This window comes from bacterium (assembly GCA_008933615.1).
Lineage (GTDB): Bacteria > CLD3 > CLD3 > SB21 > SB21 > SB21.
Genome location: WBUR01000039.1, coordinates 15672 through 32082, shown reverse-complemented (window position 1 = coordinate 32082; position 16411 = coordinate 15672). Strand labels below are relative to the sequence as shown.

General features: G+C 41.5%; 17 protein-coding genes. 4 read left to right on the top strand and 13 right to left on the bottom strand.

Annotated elements, in window-relative coordinates; all coding sequences use genetic code 11:
- From F9K33_13515 to F9K33_13455, 13 genes are all read right to left on the bottom strand, one after another.
- Positions 1-583, bottom strand: a 583-nt coding sequence (locus F9K33_13515; protein KAB2878393.1) for a thymidine phosphorylase, incomplete at its 3' end; no start/stop codon positions are given.
- Between the two features lie 18 nt (positions 584-601).
- Positions 602-1354: a class I SAM-dependent methyltransferase gene (locus F9K33_13510; GenBank protein KAB2878392.1), complete on the bottom strand. Its 753-nt coding sequence runs from the start codon at positions 1352-1354 to the stop codon at positions 602-604.
- Positions 1332-2003, bottom strand: a complete 672-nt coding sequence (locus F9K33_13505; GenBank protein KAB2878391.1) for an HAD family phosphatase — start codon at positions 2001-2003, stop codon at positions 1332-1334. The genes F9K33_13510 and F9K33_13505 overlap by 23 nt, the downstream gene beginning before the upstream one ends.
- Before the next feature lie 31 nt (positions 2004-2034).
- Positions 2035-2808, bottom strand: a complete 774-nt coding sequence (locus tag F9K33_13500; protein KAB2878390.1) for a glycosyltransferase — start codon at positions 2806-2808, stop codon at positions 2035-2037.
- Positions 2771-3883 carry a TIGR04552 family protein gene (locus F9K33_13495; protein KAB2878389.1) on the bottom strand — a complete coding sequence of 371 codons (1113 nt, stop codon included), beginning with the start codon at positions 3881-3883 and terminating at the stop codon, positions 2771-2773. Before F9K33_13495 ends, F9K33_13500 begins: the two co-directional genes overlap by 38 nt.
- A 34-nt stretch (positions 3884-3917) precedes the next feature.
- Complete coding sequence (locus tag F9K33_13490) at positions 3918-4787, bottom strand: PHP domain-containing protein (protein KAB2878388.1); 870 nt, start codon at positions 4785-4787, stop codon at positions 3918-3920.
- Positions 4788-5885, bottom strand: coding sequence for a response regulator (locus tag F9K33_13485; protein KAB2878387.1), 1098 nt, complete (start codon positions 5883-5885; stop codon positions 4788-4790).
- Positions 5886-5902: 17 nt separating this feature from the next.
- Positions 5903-8005: a response regulator gene (locus tag F9K33_13480; protein ID KAB2878386.1), complete on the bottom strand. Its 2103-nt coding sequence runs from the start codon at positions 8003-8005 to the stop codon at positions 5903-5905.
- Between the two features lie 120 nt (positions 8006-8125).
- Positions 8126-8797, bottom strand: coding sequence for a Crp/Fnr family transcriptional regulator (locus tag F9K33_13475; GenBank protein KAB2878394.1), 672 nt, complete (start codon positions 8795-8797; stop codon positions 8126-8128).
- A gap of 116 nt (positions 8798-8913) precedes the next feature.
- Positions 8914-9873: a diacylglycerol kinase family lipid kinase gene (locus F9K33_13470; protein ID KAB2878385.1), complete on the bottom strand. Its 960-nt coding sequence runs from the start codon at positions 9871-9873 to the stop codon at positions 8914-8916.
- A gap of 50 nt (positions 9874-9923) precedes the next feature.
- On the bottom strand, positions 9924-10604 hold the full coding sequence (locus tag F9K33_13465; protein KAB2878384.1) for a ComF family protein: 681 nt from the start codon (positions 10602-10604) through the stop codon (positions 9924-9926).
- Positions 10605-10619: 15 nt separating this feature from the next.
- Positions 10620-10982: a response regulator gene (locus F9K33_13460; protein KAB2878383.1), complete on the bottom strand. Its 363-nt coding sequence runs from the start codon at positions 10980-10982 to the stop codon at positions 10620-10622.
- Positions 10983-10986: 4 nt separating this feature from the next.
- Positions 10987-12132, bottom strand: coding sequence for a response regulator (locus tag F9K33_13455; GenBank protein KAB2878382.1), 1146 nt, complete (start codon positions 12130-12132; stop codon positions 10987-10989).
- Between the two features lie 213 nt (positions 12133-12345).
- On the opposite strand from F9K33_13455, the gene F9K33_13450 reads away from it, so the two are divergent.
- The 4 genes from F9K33_13450 (at position 12346) to F9K33_13435 (ending at position 16406) form a co-directional block, all read left to right on the top strand.
- On the top strand, positions 12346-13041 hold the full coding sequence (locus F9K33_13450) for a PASTA domain-containing protein (GenBank protein ID KAB2878381.1): 696 nt from the start codon (positions 12346-12348) through the stop codon (positions 13039-13041).
- Positions 13042-13171: 130 nt separating this feature from the next.
- Positions 13172-14317: an acyltransferase gene (locus tag F9K33_13445; GenBank protein KAB2878380.1), complete on the top strand. Its 1146-nt coding sequence runs from the start codon at positions 13172-13174 to the stop codon at positions 14315-14317.
- A gap of 245 nt (positions 14318-14562) precedes the next feature.
- On the top strand, positions 14563-15249 hold the full coding sequence (locus F9K33_13440) for a class I SAM-dependent methyltransferase (GenBank protein KAB2878379.1): 687 nt from the start codon (positions 14563-14565) through the stop codon (positions 15247-15249).
- Entirely contained in the window at positions 15246-16406 is a 1161-nt protein-coding gene (locus tag F9K33_13435) for a glycosyltransferase family 4 protein (GenBank protein ID KAB2878378.1), read from the top strand. The genes F9K33_13440 and F9K33_13435 overlap by 4 nt, the downstream gene beginning before the upstream one ends.
- The last annotated feature ends 5 nt before the right edge of the window (positions 16407-16411 follow it).

The following is a 16411-nucleotide window of genomic DNA, read 5'->3' as shown; positions in this document are numbered from 1 at the left end:
CGTCAATTCCTTCCGCCAATTTTTTGCTCATAATGCTGGCAGAAATTAATGGTATGGATTCGACCGTTCCGGTGACATCTCTCAATGCATACAATTTTTTGTCTGCAGGCGCTATCTCGGCGGTCTTCCCTATCATACAGACACCGATATCTTTTAACGTTTGTTGAAATTGTGAAATTGATAAACCAATATTGAATCCGGGAATGGACTCCAGCTTGTCGAGAGTTCCACCCGTATGTCCGAGCCCACGCCCGCTGATCATCGGTACGATCACGCCAAGCGATGCAGCCAAGGGTGCCAAAATAAGAGAAATCTTATCCCCTACCCCTCCCGTGCTGTGTTTATCAACCTTTATGCCAGGTATCATCGAAAGATCTATCACCGTTCCGCTGTCCCGCATTGCGATCGTGAGGTCGGTCGTTTCTCTAAAGTTCATCTCGTTAAAATAGACGGCCATGAGAAACGCCGACATCTGATAGTCAGGAATTTTTCCGGCTGTAAAATCATCGACCAACATTTTGATTTCATTTTTGGTCAATTCCTGTTTATCACGCTTCTTGAGTATTATTTCGTATGCTGTCATATATTAAATAAGAATAAGTTATTTCCTTTTCTCCAGAACAAAATGCACGCGTTCCGAACTCTCTTTTCCTTTGTTAAAAGTCAGATTTTCGAACGTGTGCGTTAATTTAAATGCAGTTTTACTGATCAGCTCAGCAATATCAGAAATAGCAAAAATATTCTGCGAATGTTCCTCTTTATAAAAAGTCCCGTCAATTTGTATGGTGATTTCATTGACCTGCCTGCGTTGTTCGGCCAAATAATAGCTTCTGCGCCTATACCGATGCGCCTTGTCGTATTCATAGCGTTGATTAAAATGCTCAAGAGAATTATGTTCTGTGCATGCATCAAAAATAAGCAACCCTCCGACGGTAACTAGTTTTTCAGCATTATGTAAGAACGCAATAATCTCATTTTTTTCTTTTAGGTAATTGATGCTGTCATACAAACACAATACCGCATCAAATTTTTTTTTGGAATTAAATTTTAACATACTTTGAACAGAAAAAGAGATCTGAACGTCATTTCGTTCTGCCTTAGCAGACGCTACTCTTATCATATCAGGCGAAATATCAGAACAAGTCATAGTATATCCCAATTTTGATAAACTCACTCCAAACGTTCCGGTGCCGCAAGCAAGTTCACAGACATCCTTTACAGATTTTCCTGATTTTCTGAATATCTGATCGATGTACTCCGCCCAATGATAGTAATCCACATGCTCCATCATGCCGTCATAAAAAGCGGCTAATTTGGAATATGGAGGAACGTTATTTGCCTGAGTTGTTTTCAATACTTACGCTTTCAAAAAGCTTACTAAGTTCATTCAGATTATTTATGATCAGATCGGCTTCTGTCAGGAATTGTTCCGGCAATGTCGAAGTTAATGCAATGCATAACATACCCGCACGTTTGGCCGCTGTGATTCCGAGGGGCGCATTCTCCACCACCATACACTCATCGATCTCTGCGCTCATGAATGACGCCGCTTTCAGGAAGGGTTCCGGATTGGGTTTCGTGTGCGCCACGTCGTCGGCGGTAACGATAGCGTCAAAATATGAAAGAAAATGGTCGTCAACAGATTTCTCAAACCGATCTCGATGCGCTCCGGTCACCAAACCCTGCCTGAGATTCTTCTTTTTCAGGAAATCCAGCAACGGCATAGCGCCATCATACAATTTAAATTTTGCCTTCTGCAAATAAATTTCATTCTTCGCACGCCCGATTTTCTCCGATTCTGATACGGCAATTCCATGAAGACGGCATAACTGTTCAGCAATCGCAAACAGGCTTTGACCTTCTAAAACAGAAAATTCTTCCCATCCGATCTCTCTGTCATACGTCCGAAAAACCTCGTTCCACGAAAGATGATGATCTTCGATACTCTGCATAAGTACGCCGTCAAAATCAAATAATACCGTGTTAATGTTATTTAGATCCATCCGTTGATCCAATATGATTTTCTCATAATTATTATCGCGTTATTTGCGTGTATATGGATTTTAACTCATCCGGCGATTTATGTTTTATGCGATACAAATACATGATCTTGTAAGCAATCCATATGCGCCTTAGTATACCCGCCTCGTAATATCTTCGTGACGATGAAACAACGTGAGGCTTCAGGAAAAGCAGCCGCCCTGCTTTTTTCATACGATCAGAAAGCATGACGTCTTCAAGTAACGATACTTCCCGGAATTTTCCTAACTGAATGAACGTCTGCTTCCGGACGAAAATTGCGTTCGTACCCACCAGGCTTTTCATCCATTTTGTTCGAATAACATTCATCGCAATTCGGTAGCTACGCAAAAAAAAATTTTCCACCGAATACTTTTTGTAAAACCCCCCGCCAATGATTGCTTCGTCCTTTAAATTCTCAGAAATAGCTTTAAGTGATCCCTTGTGTAGTGTGCAGTCAGCATGTAAAAACAGCAACACGTCGCCTGTGGCTGCGTCCGCGCCGGCGTTCATTTGAAAAGCACGTCCCGGCTTGATATGCTCACAAACCTGCAAACGATTTCCGCTGCCGGCCGCCATCTGCTTCGCAATGTGCACCGTCTCATCGCGGCTCCCTCCGTCTGCTACAATTATTTCAAAATCATCTTCCAATTCAAGTAACTTGGCTAAACATGACCCAATCACATTTGCTTCATTGAGAACAGGCACAACGATCGATATTTTCATGAAAAGACTTTCGTATCTCGTGATATTATCGCGACTCAGTGTGGCGCATGCCGAGACGATCATTCACTGCATCGGTTTGTCTCTGCTTATATTTCATGTGGCTGGCTTCGCCCATTTCGTTGTCCTGATAATTCATCTGATCCATGATCTGGAATTCCACCGTTACATAGATTATGCGACCCAGGTCTATAAAATCAGGAGTATAGAGCATCTCATCGACGCGAATCGGAATATCGCTGACGAAATTGATAACACGGAACTCGGAGCTGGTATGTTCGTTTTCTCTAAAGAAACTCAGTTGCCGTGTAATATTATTTTTCCTTTTCATATAGGCGGCATAATGCCGGAATGAAGGAAAATGCTCCAGCAAATCTGCAAACGAAACCAGGTTATTATGTGAACCCCCGGGTATAATATAATTAAATGGGCAGATCGTCCGGCCCAAAAAATATAACATGGGTAATATATCTGCAACCGTTGAAGTAATAATCCTGAACCGAATCTTATCGTATATCGCCGCCGCATGGTTTTCCTTTTTTGCCAATAGTTTGGATATCATGCTGAATTTATCCTTGTGACTTCCATAAAAATCCACAATATGAAAACCTTCATCTTGCATTGTGCGGACGGCATTTTCGACTTTTCTTTCCACTGCAGTAAAAATATCAGTACCTCTCAGTTCACAACGATGAAGCAGTTCTCTTCCGTCAATATGATTAACCGTGTGCATGATCTTAAGCAACATGCAGGCATACATCTGAAGAGTAGAGCGTTTAAATGAACGCGAAGCTAAATACAATAATCGCTGGATGGTCATGCCCGGATCTTTGAGTTCAGGCGGAATGCGGTGAGGGTATCTGTCCTCGAGATATGCCAGAGACTCTAAACGGATTTTGTCGAGGCGTTTTTGATCCTGAATATTGTGAATATCATAACCGTTAACTTTTAAAAAAAGCTCTATTTCATCATCGGTCTTAAAGTCCAGACGAAACCAATCTATGACGGAGTTTCCCTGCAAGACGAGACGAATCGCTTCCAGATCGCTAATGGACATCTTACTTATATAAAGCGCTTCTTCGGGCGAAAGGTCGTTGAGCGGAGCTCGTTTCGGAATTACAGTCGATGTACTATTTATCATTGAAGTGTTTGCTTTGTTTGATTGAACCGCGCGGTTACGTTGCGGATGAGGTATTTGAGTTGTATGCCGCTTGTAATTTCATTTTTTCGATCATGCTGTAATGAACTGGAAATTTTCCGATAAAAATATTTCCGTCGCGAGCGTGGCAGTCCGATCCGCCGGATTGCAGCAAGTGATGCCGTTGAACTATATTCTGAAAATAAAGCGACGCTTCCGGGGTGTGTTTGGGATGAGTACACTCGATCCCGCTGACGCCTGAGCTGATCAACTGTTGCAAGTATTTCTGTTTCATTCCAAAAGAAGGATGCGCAAGAAAAGACACACCCCCCGCTTCGCGGATAAGACGAATCGCAACTTCGGGACTGATTTTATATTTATCTTCATAAGCCGAACCGCCGTATCCCAGAAAATCCCGAAAAACGGAATGGGTATCTTTTGCAAAGCCGGCCAGAACAACCGCATCAGCAATATGGGGGCGGCCAACAGCTCCTTTACCCGCACGCGCCATGACCTGGTCCATATCAACATGAACGCCGAATTTGTTAAGTTTCCGAACAATCTTTTCAGCCCGATTCACACGTTCCCTCCTATACAGATCGACTTGTTTTCTGAAATTTTCGTCATGGTGGTCGAATAAGTACCCCAGAATATGAATATCTCTATCGTCAATTGTTGCGCTTAATTCAATGCCGGTAATGACTTCGACGTTGAACACCGCGCCGGCGGCAATTGCTTCATCCAGCCCTTCCACCGTATCGTGATCTGTGAGCGATATCGCCCGCAATCCCGATTTTGACGCATATTCCACAACTTGTGTGGGGCTCAAGAACCCGTCGGAGAAATAAGAATGTATGTGAAGATCCGCATACGAAATTGTAGGATCAGAATTATGATTCACTGTCATTTATAGTACCTCACTGAGCGTCGGGATCTGCTTTTTTATCGCAAAACGCAATCCGCCTAAATTCACCTCGTTTTCACACACCATCAAGAGCCATTCCAGGCGATTCGGAATTTGCGCCAAGACTAAGGTTCGCTCGTTAAATTCAAATGTAAATAATTTCAGTCCATCTCCTTTAATCTCATTATTCACTTTCTGAATATATTCGACTCCGGCAGGTATAAAATTGACCAACGTCGTAATATCAAGTACCGGTTCTTTTTTTTCGTTAAAAAATGAAGCGCGCGCAAATCCGGCGTTATCCACTATCGCAACCAGGTCTACTCCTTTGACTTTAATAAAATCGTTCAACGATGCCTTGATCTTATCTAACTGTTCCTGACGAGTGATTTCTTTTATTTTTGATTTCGTTTCCGGTGTCACTTCATCTTTACGGCGCATGGCCTCGAGGAGCAGGCTCTGCCAGCCTTGCGTTATCGTTTCTTTTTCAGGCCGTTCGTCCTTTCGAAATTCAAATTTACCGGTTTCCCATGAAACGATTTTATGAAATGCATCGTCACCCAGTATATTGCCGCACTCGGCATGAACCACATTACCTTCATTAAAATAGATCAATCCCTTTTCATCGTCTTTAGTTACAACTAAAGCCATAACCATGCGGCCCAATACATTCATTTGTATAAGGTCCGAAAGTTGAAAATCAGTGACCTTTCCATCGAATCCTTTTTTCTCGATCAGGGCGCTGTGAATTAAACTCCGAAGATCCTCAATCTCAAACGGCTTTTCTATGTAATACAGCGAGCCTCTTGAGGTTGCTTCCTTTTGAACATCCGCAGAACCGAAAGCCGTCATGATAATAACTTTGGTCGATTGATACGTCTCCTTGATCTTGACCAGCAGATCCAATCCGGAAATGCCCGGCATTTTAATATCGCTAACAACAAGATCCACCGGTACCTGAGAAAGAAGATTTAATGCTTCCTGCCCGTTATTCACACAAATAACTTCATACACATCTTTATCTTTGATAAGGTGTTTTGAGATGCTCCATGTGAGATCTTCTTCGTCATCAACTACTAAAACTTTTTTCCGCATATACATCCTTAATAATTTTTTTATTACATGACTGAATCGACTACGGATACGGATTCCACCGTTTCATGCAACGGCAGTAGTACCGTGAAAGTCGTTCCCTTTTTTTCAACGCTTTCAACCAGAATCTCGCCACCGTGCTCTTCCACAATCCGGTAGACGATGGACAAGCCTAAGCCAATCCCGTTGGGTTTGGTCGTATAAAAAGCGTCAAATATCGATTTTAATTGTTCGCGCGGAACGCCTTTTCCGGTATCGGATACGCGAATTTCGATCACGTCTCGCTCGTCATGAAATTTCGGAGGTAAACTGCGCCGCGTCAGTAATGCTTCTATGGTAAGTTTACCGCCTTTCCCCATAGCATCCAAGGCATTGACCATCAAATTGATCATAACCTGCTGTATTTGATTTTCATCTATAAATACGTTTGGAAGAAACGGATCGTACAGTTCCACGATACTGATCTTTTCGGTTTCACACCGGCCCTTTATTAATTCTTTAATTTCCTTGACGATCAATCTAAAATCGCATTGTTTTTTCTCAGGACGAACGGGGCGCGCATAAGTAAAGAAAGCCTTCAAAAGTTCATTAAGCCGGTTAATTTGCTTTATGATGCGCTGGACGTACTCCATACGATGATCATCCGCTTTCATTTCTTTTTCTAGAGCTTGCGCCATGGTCTTAATTCCTGCAAGCGGATTCCTGATCTCATGCGCAATCGCGCTCGTCAAAACTCCAGACGACGCCAGGCGGTCCATCCGCATGATCGTCTGACGCATCTCCCGGATCTGAGTAATATCCCGAAGACTGACGATATAACCCAGCATGCGGTGATCGGCGTCATACCGGACTGTGGTAGTAAATCCTAAATAGATATCGCGTTTATTCTTTGTCATAACGCGCGACTCTGCGCTCACCGGCATATTATCCTGATCGATAACGGGCTTCATCATGGCAGCGGCGGATTCATTGCCAAAAATATCATTCATGTGGCGATCCAGCAGATCGGATTCGGAATATTCAAGTATAGTTGTACAGGCGTGATTTGCAAATAGAATCTTACCTGAAATGTCGGTGGTAATAAGACCGGAACTAATATTCTGAAGTATGCTTTCGTTAAAATTCTTGAGATCAACCAATGCATGCGTAGCCGCCGCTATCTGTTCCTGTAAATTTTTGTTAAAGTCCGAAAGTTTGTTAAAAAGCTGTAAATTTTCAATCGCAAGGGCTACCTGTCCGCACAAAGTCATTAGAACCGCCAGATCGTTGGACGTAAATTCGGACTTATCTGTTTTGTTGTATACCTGCAGAACGCCGATCAGACGGCCGCGGATGAAGACGGGCGAACAAAGCATGGTGAAAACGTTCATCTGATTCAACACGGAACATGCATCCGGAAAACGATCATCTTCTTTGGTGCTGTTGATAATAATTGATTTTTCACTGTGCGATACAAAGTCGTAAACCGGCCTTGCGGGTAAAATCGTCTGGATAAACTGTTCCTGATTCATATTACTTGAACACGTGTCCAATATCCATTCCCCGTCTTTATGAATCACGAGACAACAACCGTAAACTTTAAACGCATCGCGAATATTATTCAAGATTTCCGTCAAAACCTTGCGTTGGTCTTTTATTGAAATGACGATGCGGGCAATCTCGGACAAAATCTTTAATTCATGGTTTTTCTCAGCAAGTTTCTTCTTTTCGGCTTCTTTTTCTTCGATCAATCTTTCCAGACGGTCATGGAGGTGTTTGATCCTTAATAAGGTCACGACACGCGTGAGTAGTTCAACTCTGTTAAACGGTTTTGGGATATACTCATCCGCACCCGCTTCGATCGCGTTAATACGCGCAGCCTGGTCGGGCAGTTCCGACAACAACATGGCGGGAATATGCCGTGTCTTTTCGCTTTCCTTGAGCAATCGGCAGACCTGAAAACCATCTATGCCCGACATATCGGAGGCCACCAGCACCAGATCGTAATTCAGCGATTTGGCCTTATCCAATACCTCGTGCCCATCCATTGCTTTTTCTACTTCGTAATCGTTAGATTCCAGGATCGTCAAAAGCATCATCTCAGATTTTGGAGACGGGTCACAGATTAAAATTTTAGACCGTGTATTCATCCGTGGAAATATTTCCTTTAAAAAAAAGCGGATAAATATAATTTTTTTTTGTCAGAAAATCCATAAATATAAAAGCCAACCTTTCAAGGTTGGCTTTTATTCTAACGTTTAGGCCTCTTTTTAGATAAAGTCCTTTTTGAATCGTTCATAGTCCGTAATAATCAATTTACTCCCGTCTCTCGTGATGTATTTTTCATTGGCCAATTTTTGCAGTACGCGTGAGATAGTTTCACGGGATGTGCCCGCCATATTTGCCAAATCCTGCTGTGTGGGCAGATTTTCAATGTGGACATGATTACCGGTTCGAATCCCGATATCCTCCGCCAGCCGGTGAATGGTGCCGGTAACCTTTCCGGTTGCATTCTTAAGTGAAAGGCTTTTGATCTGTGAATCGGATTTACGCATACGGCTTGCTAATTCTCTGAGTAATTGAATAGCAATTCTCGGAAACTCATTGAGCAGGTTCAGAAAATCGTCGCGATTGATTAAAAGCATTTCGGCGTCTTTAATAACGGTCACATTCGCAGAACGTGATTGACCGTCCAACAGGGAAAGTTCGCCGAAAAATTCTCCCGCGCCCATCACGGCAAGAATCACTTCTCTCCCGTCTTCGCTGATTCTGGAAATTTTAACCTGCCCGCTCATCAATATGAACATGGTTTGGCCGGCTTCCTCCTCGATCAGGATCATATTATCTTTGCGGTATTTCCTATGATGGGTTACCGCAACAATCTTTTCAAGATCTTTGGAACTGATTTCACTGAAAATGGGAACCTTTTTCAGAATGTCAATTTTATGGAGTGACGCGACGTCTTCGTTCATGGTGCCGGTTTCTACATTTGCAGAATAATATTGAGTACACGCTAAAAGTTAATTTTTTAGCATGTGAGAGTCAAGAGAATATTAGGTCATTGTGGAGCGATCATTTTAAGATGTCTTGGCAGAATGCTAAAAATCAAAGGGTTGGATGTTTGCTGTGTTTCTCCATCTGCATGATAATAAACTGACGATTCCGGAAACACTTCAACTTTTGTTGTGCGCAGCATGGTCATTTCAGCGATCTTATCTATCGAGCCGTCAAATAAACGCCAGCCTTGGAGAAGCCCTTTGAACATCGTCATATCCTGCAGTATACACAATTCAAAAAAACCGTCATCCGGAATTGCGTGAGGAGCGATTTTGGCGCCATTGCCGTATTCGTTCGTATTCGCAACGGCCAGAACAAACGGATTGGTAAATATTTCTTTGTCGTTAACCTTGATCTTCATCGACACCGGTTTGAATTCGGAATACGACACGATTGAAAGATAAATATAAGAAAACAATCCTCGTCGCCCTGTTCGATCATTAAACAACTTACCGATAAATGCGTCATATCCGATACCGGCAAAGCCGAAGAAGAGTTTACGCTTATCCCCGTCTATAATTTCTCCAACATCAATAAGGCGCGGGCTGCCGGTAAGGATCGTTCGCAGCGCTTTTTCTTTATTCATAGGAATGCGGAGTCCGCGGGCAAGGCCGTTGCCCGACCCATAAGGAATAATGGTCATTGCGGTTTCAGACCCGAGCAATCCCTGCGCCGTTTCATTAGCCGTTCCATCCCCCCCTGCCGATGCAACCACATCAAAGTTATCCTGTGCATAATGTTGAGAGATTGCCGTTGCGTCACCGGGACCGCGGGTGAGATGAATCTCTATTTGATAGCTGTCATCAAATATTTTTTTGCAAAGGGACTTTATCTCGTCGTAAGCGCTTTTGTTAATCCCCGCTTTGGGATTAACGACAAACCCGACCTTACGTTTTGATTTGTTATCGATAATATCACTCCTGAATAGTAAAAAGGGCTCGAATATCGGTATTAAATATATTCATTGCAAGTTATCATTTTCACCTGAACGGGGATTTTGATATTACATTTTTAGAAATACGGCCTCCCAACCGTTAGGACGTACACTTTTTGAGCGCCATGTTGTTTTAACACCCGCGCACAGGCATTGGCAGTTGAACCTGTCGTAATAAGATCATCGATCAATATGATTGTTTTGCCGCTCACAGCATGGGTGTTTTTGACCACAAAAACGTTCGCCATATTTTTTACCCGCTCCTGCGCATCGGCCATTTGCGTCTGGGATTCGGTATTGGCCCTCCGTAACAAAACGTCAGCGCTGCATGGAATATCCACTTTGTCGGACAGCGCTTTTGCAATTTCTTCCGATTGATTGAATGAACGTTCCCTGAATTTGACCTTGTGCAGCGGAACCGGAATTAATAAATCGGACGCACGCCATGGCGCGTTTTCAAGAATGATCGGCGCCAGCATATCGGCGAACGCATCCGCTAAACCAAGTGCGCGCTGATATTTAAAATGATGAATCAGCGTCTGTAGTTTTGTATCGTAATATACGCCAGCCCGGATTTCATCTATACAGTCAAAATCAATGACTCCTTCCCGAACAATCCCTTCTACCTTTTTCAGATCGATCAGACACGATCGGCATACCAGTTTATCATTTAAACTCAGTTGCCCGTCGCATAGAATGCAGAACGGAGGAAATATGAATTCGATTACATATTTAAAAAACCGGGATAAGAAGATCATGGTAATTAGAAAAATTTAAATGGCAGATAGAATGCCGGGTAATTTTTGAACAAAAGTTGAGCGGGTTATAATCTGATCGCATCCGGCGGAAACTGCAGCATTGCGCGTATCGGTGTCGACGTGCGATAAAAAGCCAATAATAGGGATCGATACGGTGACCGGATCGTTTTTTAATGAATGAATCAGCACAATAGGATTCATTTTATTGGAATTTAAGTCCATTAAAATAGCCGATGGTTTCAATGAGCGAATTTGTTCGACTATTGTTTCAGGTTTACCGCTTATGGAGTTAGTCTCAATCTGAAGCGCTTTGGCCGTTACAGCAATTTTTGAGGTAAATAAAATGTCGTCAACACAAAGCGCGATGCTCTTAGACATGAAATTACACTCCGGACGCTCCGGGAAGGAAAAACTTGAATTCGCTCCCTTCCCCGACTTTACTTTCAACCCATATTTTTCCGCCGTGAGCCTCCACGGCCAACTTGCAAAAAGTTAATCCTAATCCCCTATCCGTTTTAAGTCCCAGTTTTTTAAGATCGGCCTGAGCAAATTTTTCAAATATCTTTTCCGTATATTGAGGGGCAATACCTTCACCATTGTCTTTCACTGTCACATGGAGGCGCGTTACTTCAGGTTCATATTTAGCAATCAAATTGATTTTGCCGCCTTTCACGGAATGTTTGACCGCGTTGTGCAGTAAATTAGCCACTACGCGATGGATCATATCTTTATCGGCGCTGATCATCGGTACGTCGTTATCAACATCGAGTTGGCCGCTTATGCCGTTTTTTTGCATGGTATAGGCCATTTCATTCAGATTGGCGTCAAGAATTTCCAAAATATGAAAAGGCTCTTTTCGAAGCTTGACTTTATTTTCTTCCATACGGCTTATGTCCAAAATATCCGTAATCATATTTTGAATGACCGATGAACTTTCATCCATTTTTTTGATGATAGAAAGCTGTCTTTCAGAAAGATTCTCCGGCATCATTTGCAGAAGCTCGCTGCAGCCCATAATCCCGGTAAGGGGGTTTTTCAGATCATGGACGATCATTTGGGTCAATGAATCGCGAAGCCCCTGCAGCTCGATCAGTTTTTGGTTTTTTTCTTCCAATTCTTTTTTACTTTCGCGCAATTGGTCGTGCAGTGTTTTGATTCGCAAAAGAGAACGTAATCGGGCCATGAGTTCAAGGTTATTGATCGGCTTCGGTAAAAAATCATCCGAACCCGCTTCGAGGGCGCGTACTTCATCCTCGATACTGTGAAGCGCTGTAACCATGATCACCGGCAAAAGATGCGTTTCAGGATTTTTTCTCAATTGACGGCAGACTTCGAATCCATCCATTTCCGGCATCATAGCGTCTAACAGCACTACATCCGGTTTCCCTCTTTCAATATGCTCCAGGGCCTCGACGCCGGTTGAGGCAACATCGATTTCATATCCCTTACGCTGCAGGAAAGTGGACAGAAATCGAACGTTTAACTCTTCATCGTCAACGATAAGGATTTTGTGCTTTTTTTCTTCCATGAATACGGGTTGGGTTTATGCAGTGTTATTGAGTCTGAATTGACTTCTGGAGAGCCGTTGGTGAGTGTACTAAAGTAAACCGGATTTGTCAATTTATTATTTTAGTTTGCCTTTATACGGTGTTTTAAATATATTTGCCTCACTTCGATTAGCTTTTTTTGCTTATAATACATACGCTTGAAAAATTTTATTAAAACTTCGGTTTTACTCTCAATGCTGGTTATTCTCACCGTTCTTGTCATGGATAAATGGATCATGCCATTCTATGTTTCCCATGGCGAACAGGTTAGGGTTCCGAACGTAGTGGACAAAGATTTTGCCGAAGCAAAAAAAATTTTGGAACATGCACAGCTCACCGTAATTAGAAAAAATCGTTACGATCGTCTCGCCACGCCGGATCATGTGATTCAGCAAATACCGGAAGCTATGACCACCGTAAAACCGGGACGGAGCGTTGAGCTTATTATCGCGGACAATGACCGCATGATCAATGTTCCTCTTCTCAAGCTGTCCACATTACGTGACGCTCAGTTTAATCTCGAATCATTGAATCTGAAGATGGGAAAGGTCGATTCACAAGCCTCCAACGAGTTCCCGGCAGGCGTGATACTGGAACAGTCGATCGAGCCTAATCAAAAGATTAATATCGGCGCTTCCATAGACGTTGTAGTGAGTATTGGGAATAATCTCGTAGAAGCAAAAGTTCCGTATCTCATACACAAAAGTTTACTCGAAGCAAAATCATTGATCGTGGAATCCGGATTACGACTGGGCATCATTGTCAAAAAATATTCACATGAACTCTTACCCGGTACGGTGATCGCCCAATCGCTGGATAGTTCCATGACGGTCGCGCCACTGTCTACAATTGATTTGACGGTGAGTTCAACGGATAAGGAAGATGAATAAACATAACACACTTGCTCCTGCAGTCATTGAACTAGGACCACAATTCAAAAAGCAAGGAACCTATAGTATATGACTATTTGATAGAATGCGAAGTGAAGAATCAACGTTGACTTTGCTCGACATAATATGAATAAAGAGAGACTGCTTGGATAAACAGAAAATTTATTTTCCAAACCTAAATGGCATAAGATTTATTGCTGCCTTTTTAGTAATCATACATCATGTAGAGCAAATCAAACAAATTTTTAAGATTGATAATTATTGGAAAGTAGTGCCGTTTATTGATGTTATTGGAAAGCTTGGTGTGGTTCTATTTTTTGTTTTAAGTGGCTTTTTGATTACTTATCTTCTTTTGGCAGAACAAGACAAATTTAAGTACATAAACATAAAAAACTTCTATATTCGCAGGGTTCTGCGAATTTGGCCATTATATTTTTTAATTATTTTTCTGGCTTTGTGGATTTTTCCGAATATTAGTATTTTTACTTTGCCTGGTTTCGAAAAAGATGTAGTGTATAAGGATTTGATTTTAAAAATTATTCTATACGCTATCTTTTTCCCAAATCTTGTTTTGGCATTATTCGGCGTAATCCCCTACGCTTCACACACTTGGTCTATTGGAACTGAGGAACAATACTATTTAGTGTGGCCTGTCCTTTTGAAGTTCTTTAAGAAGAATCGAATAAAATTAATGGTGCTCATCATTTTTTTGTATTTGATTATCGCAAAAATATTGAATTCTAATTATTCTGATACCCTTCCATATAAACATGTAATAAAAACTTTTTGGTCAAGTTTTAATATTGATTGCATGGCAATAGGTGGTTTTTACGCCATTTTACTTTTTGAAAAAAGTAAATATTTAAAACTTTTTATGAATAATTTTGTATTTTACACAACAATTATTCTTACTTCTGTCTTAATAATAAGAGGCGTACGTATGCCCTATTTCCATTACGAATTTTACGGCTCGTTGTTTGGTATCATAATCTTGAATTTTGCCGTAAATGGTAAATTAAAGATTTCTTTAGAAAATAAGGTGTTTGATTATTTAGGAAAACTTTCTTATGGCTTGTACATGTATCATCCAATTGGCATTGTTTTGTCGCTCTATATAGCTATTTATATGAATTGCACTACAAATTGGCTAGTGTATCCCCTGAGTTTATTTATTGTAATACTTATAGCAGCAATTTCATACGAATATTATGAATCAATATTTTTAAAATTGAAAATATCTTTTTCTAACATCGTGAGTGGAGATAACTCGAAATGATAAAATGTCTGTATTTAACATTGTATCATCCTGAACTTCTGCTTGGTATTTTCACGTGTTATCTCGATAGTTCCATGACGGTCGCGCCGCTGTCCACGATTGATTTGACGGTGAGTTCAACGGATAAGGAAGACAGCCCGTAAAAAGAAAATTTATATTTAATTAAATAGTGTTTCTGTGTTGTCAAGCCGGCGTTAATAGATTCATAATTATCGTCCTAACATCTCAACCAAAAAATATAAAAAATGCTCGAAAACAAACAACAGCGTATAGTGAATCAATATTCTGAATTACGATCTGAAAATTTTAACCGCCCTCAATACTCTTTCGCCCTAAACCTTTTAAAGAGCTGGAACCCTGCGAACAGGAATGTTATTGAGTTTGGCGGAGGCCGCGGAGAATTTTCCAGACTTCTGCAAAAGGAAAATTGTTCTGTGACATTCATAGACATTAACCCTGAAAATGTACAAAACGCAATCTCAAACGGATTTCAAGCTAAATCGTGCGATCTGAATAAACCTCTACCCGATTTTGCCGATGAGGCCTTTGATGGCGCAGTAATGCTGGAGGTAATTGAACATATCAATCATTCGGAACTACTGCTTTCTGAAACATGTCGAATTTTGAAGCGAGGCGGGTTTTTGATTTTGAGCACACCTAATCCTTATTTTTTCTGGCACCGGATGAGTATTTTGTTTGGAAATGAAATCGTGGGTGAAGGCTATCATTACAGATTTTACAATCGTAAGCAACTGGAGAAAACTATAGTAGATTCCGGATTTATAATCAAAATCAGAAATCCAAGCACCTCAACCTTCGGGCTCAATATTTTAGCATCCGGACTTTTTCATAAAACGATTAACTTTCGATTGCCAAAATTTCTACATGGTTTATTTGCAAGAAAATTCTATATCCTGGCGGTGAAAAAATGAGCAGGACAATCTGTTTTGTTTCGGATTTCTTTATTTCAGATAAAAAAGCAACTATCACCGGGCCGATGGTGCAGACTTATTTAATCGGCAGCGAGTTGAAAAAACGCGGCTGGGACGTCCATTACATAGCCTACAGCAAGGAAGGAAAAGATAATTTTTTCGAATCGTATGAAGGCATGACCGTGCACTGGATACGGCATCGCCCGTTTCTTCCGCTTTTGCAGTATCGTAAGATAAGGAAAGTGCTGACGGCCATCAATGCAGACTATCATTATCAACGAGGGCGTGATATACTTACCGGATTTGTTGCCCGTTATTGCAAAAAGAATCACAAAACATTTGCCTGGGCAAGCGCCGGAGAGAGCGGGGTTGAAAGAGGAAAATATCAACGACAGCTTCGAAAGAAAAACCGACCGTTTATAAAAAAAACTGTATTATGGTGTGAAGCAAAAATCAATGATGTGATCTGTGAATATGGAATAGAAAACGCTTCACGCATTATCGTTCAAACGGAGTATCAAAAAAACAGGCTGAAAGAAACGTTTGGTTTAGATTCTGTGGTTATTAAATCGGGCCACCCCGTCCCGGAACCTGTGGAACGTAGTGCTCCGCTAAAAATACTGTGGATCGGGAGCATAAAGGCAGTAAAAAGACCGGAGCTATTTATCGAACTAGCCGAATCTTGTCGGAATTTGGAGTGTGAATTCTGGATGGCGGGCCAGTTTGTTGACTCGAGATTAAAATCATTTCTTTTGCAGAAAATGCAGCATATGAATAACTTAAAATATCTGGGCGCAGTTCCTTTTCATGAAAGTCAAGCTCTGATATCCAAAGCGCATGTTCTGGTTAATACAACGGACAATGGATATGAAGGTCTCCCCAATGCATTCGTTCAGGCATGGCTGGCGGGGACGGTAACGCTGAGCCTGCATTCGGATCCGGATGGAGTGATTGAGAAATATGGATTAGGCGCAAAGGTGGAATCGATAACTGCAATGAAAAATGAACTGGAAAAAATAGTTGAGAATGTGGATTATTGGAAAAGTATGAGCGATAATGCGCGAAAATTTGGAGTTGATAATTTTTCGATTGAAGAGATCACTTACAAACTCATAGATGTAATGAATAGTCACCTAGCTAAACTAATTCAAAATTAAGAATA

Bases quoted from the DNA above. Each gene is read 5' to 3' on its own strand.
- F9K33_13505 (KAB2878391.1), bottom strand. From the start codon at position 2,003: ATGGATCTAAATAACATTAACACGGTATTATTTGATTTTGACGGCGTA.
- F9K33_13500 (KAB2878390.1), bottom strand. From the start codon at position 2,808: ATGATCGTCTCGGCATGCGCCACACTGAGTCGCGATAATATCACGAGA.
- F9K33_13495 (KAB2878389.1), bottom strand. From the start codon at position 3,883: ATGATAAATAGTACATCGACTGTAATTCCGAAACGAGCTCCGCTCAAC.
- F9K33_13490 (KAB2878388.1), bottom strand. From the start codon at position 4,787: ATGACAGTGAATCATAATTCTGATCCTACAATTTCGTATGCGGATCTT.
- F9K33_13485 (KAB2878387.1), bottom strand. From the start codon at position 5,885: ATGTATATGCGGAAAAAAGTTTTAGTAGTTGATGACGAAGAAGATCTC.
- F9K33_13480 (KAB2878386.1), bottom strand. From the start codon at position 8,005: ATGAATACACGGTCTAAAATTTTAATCTGTGACCCGTCTCCAAAATCT.
- F9K33_13465 (KAB2878384.1), bottom strand. From the start codon at position 10,604: ATGATCTTCTTATCCCGGTTTTTTAAATATGTAATCGAATTCATATTT.
- F9K33_13460 (KAB2878383.1), bottom strand. From the start codon at position 10,982: ATGTCTAAGAGCATCGCGCTTTGTGTTGACGACATTTTATTTACCTCA.
- F9K33_13455 (KAB2878382.1), bottom strand. From the start codon at position 12,132: ATGGAAGAAAAAAAGCACAAAATCCTTATCGTTGACGATGAAGAGTTA.
- F9K33_13450 (KAB2878381.1), top strand. From the start codon at position 12,346: ATGCTGGTTATTCTCACCGTTCTTGTCATGGATAAATGGATCATGCCA.
- F9K33_13440 (KAB2878379.1), top strand. From the start codon at position 14,563: ATGCTCGAAAACAAACAACAGCGTATAGTGAATCAATATTCTGAATTA.
- F9K33_13435 (KAB2878378.1), top strand. From the start codon at position 15,246: ATGAGCAGGACAATCTGTTTTGTTTCGGATTTCTTTATTTCAGATAAA.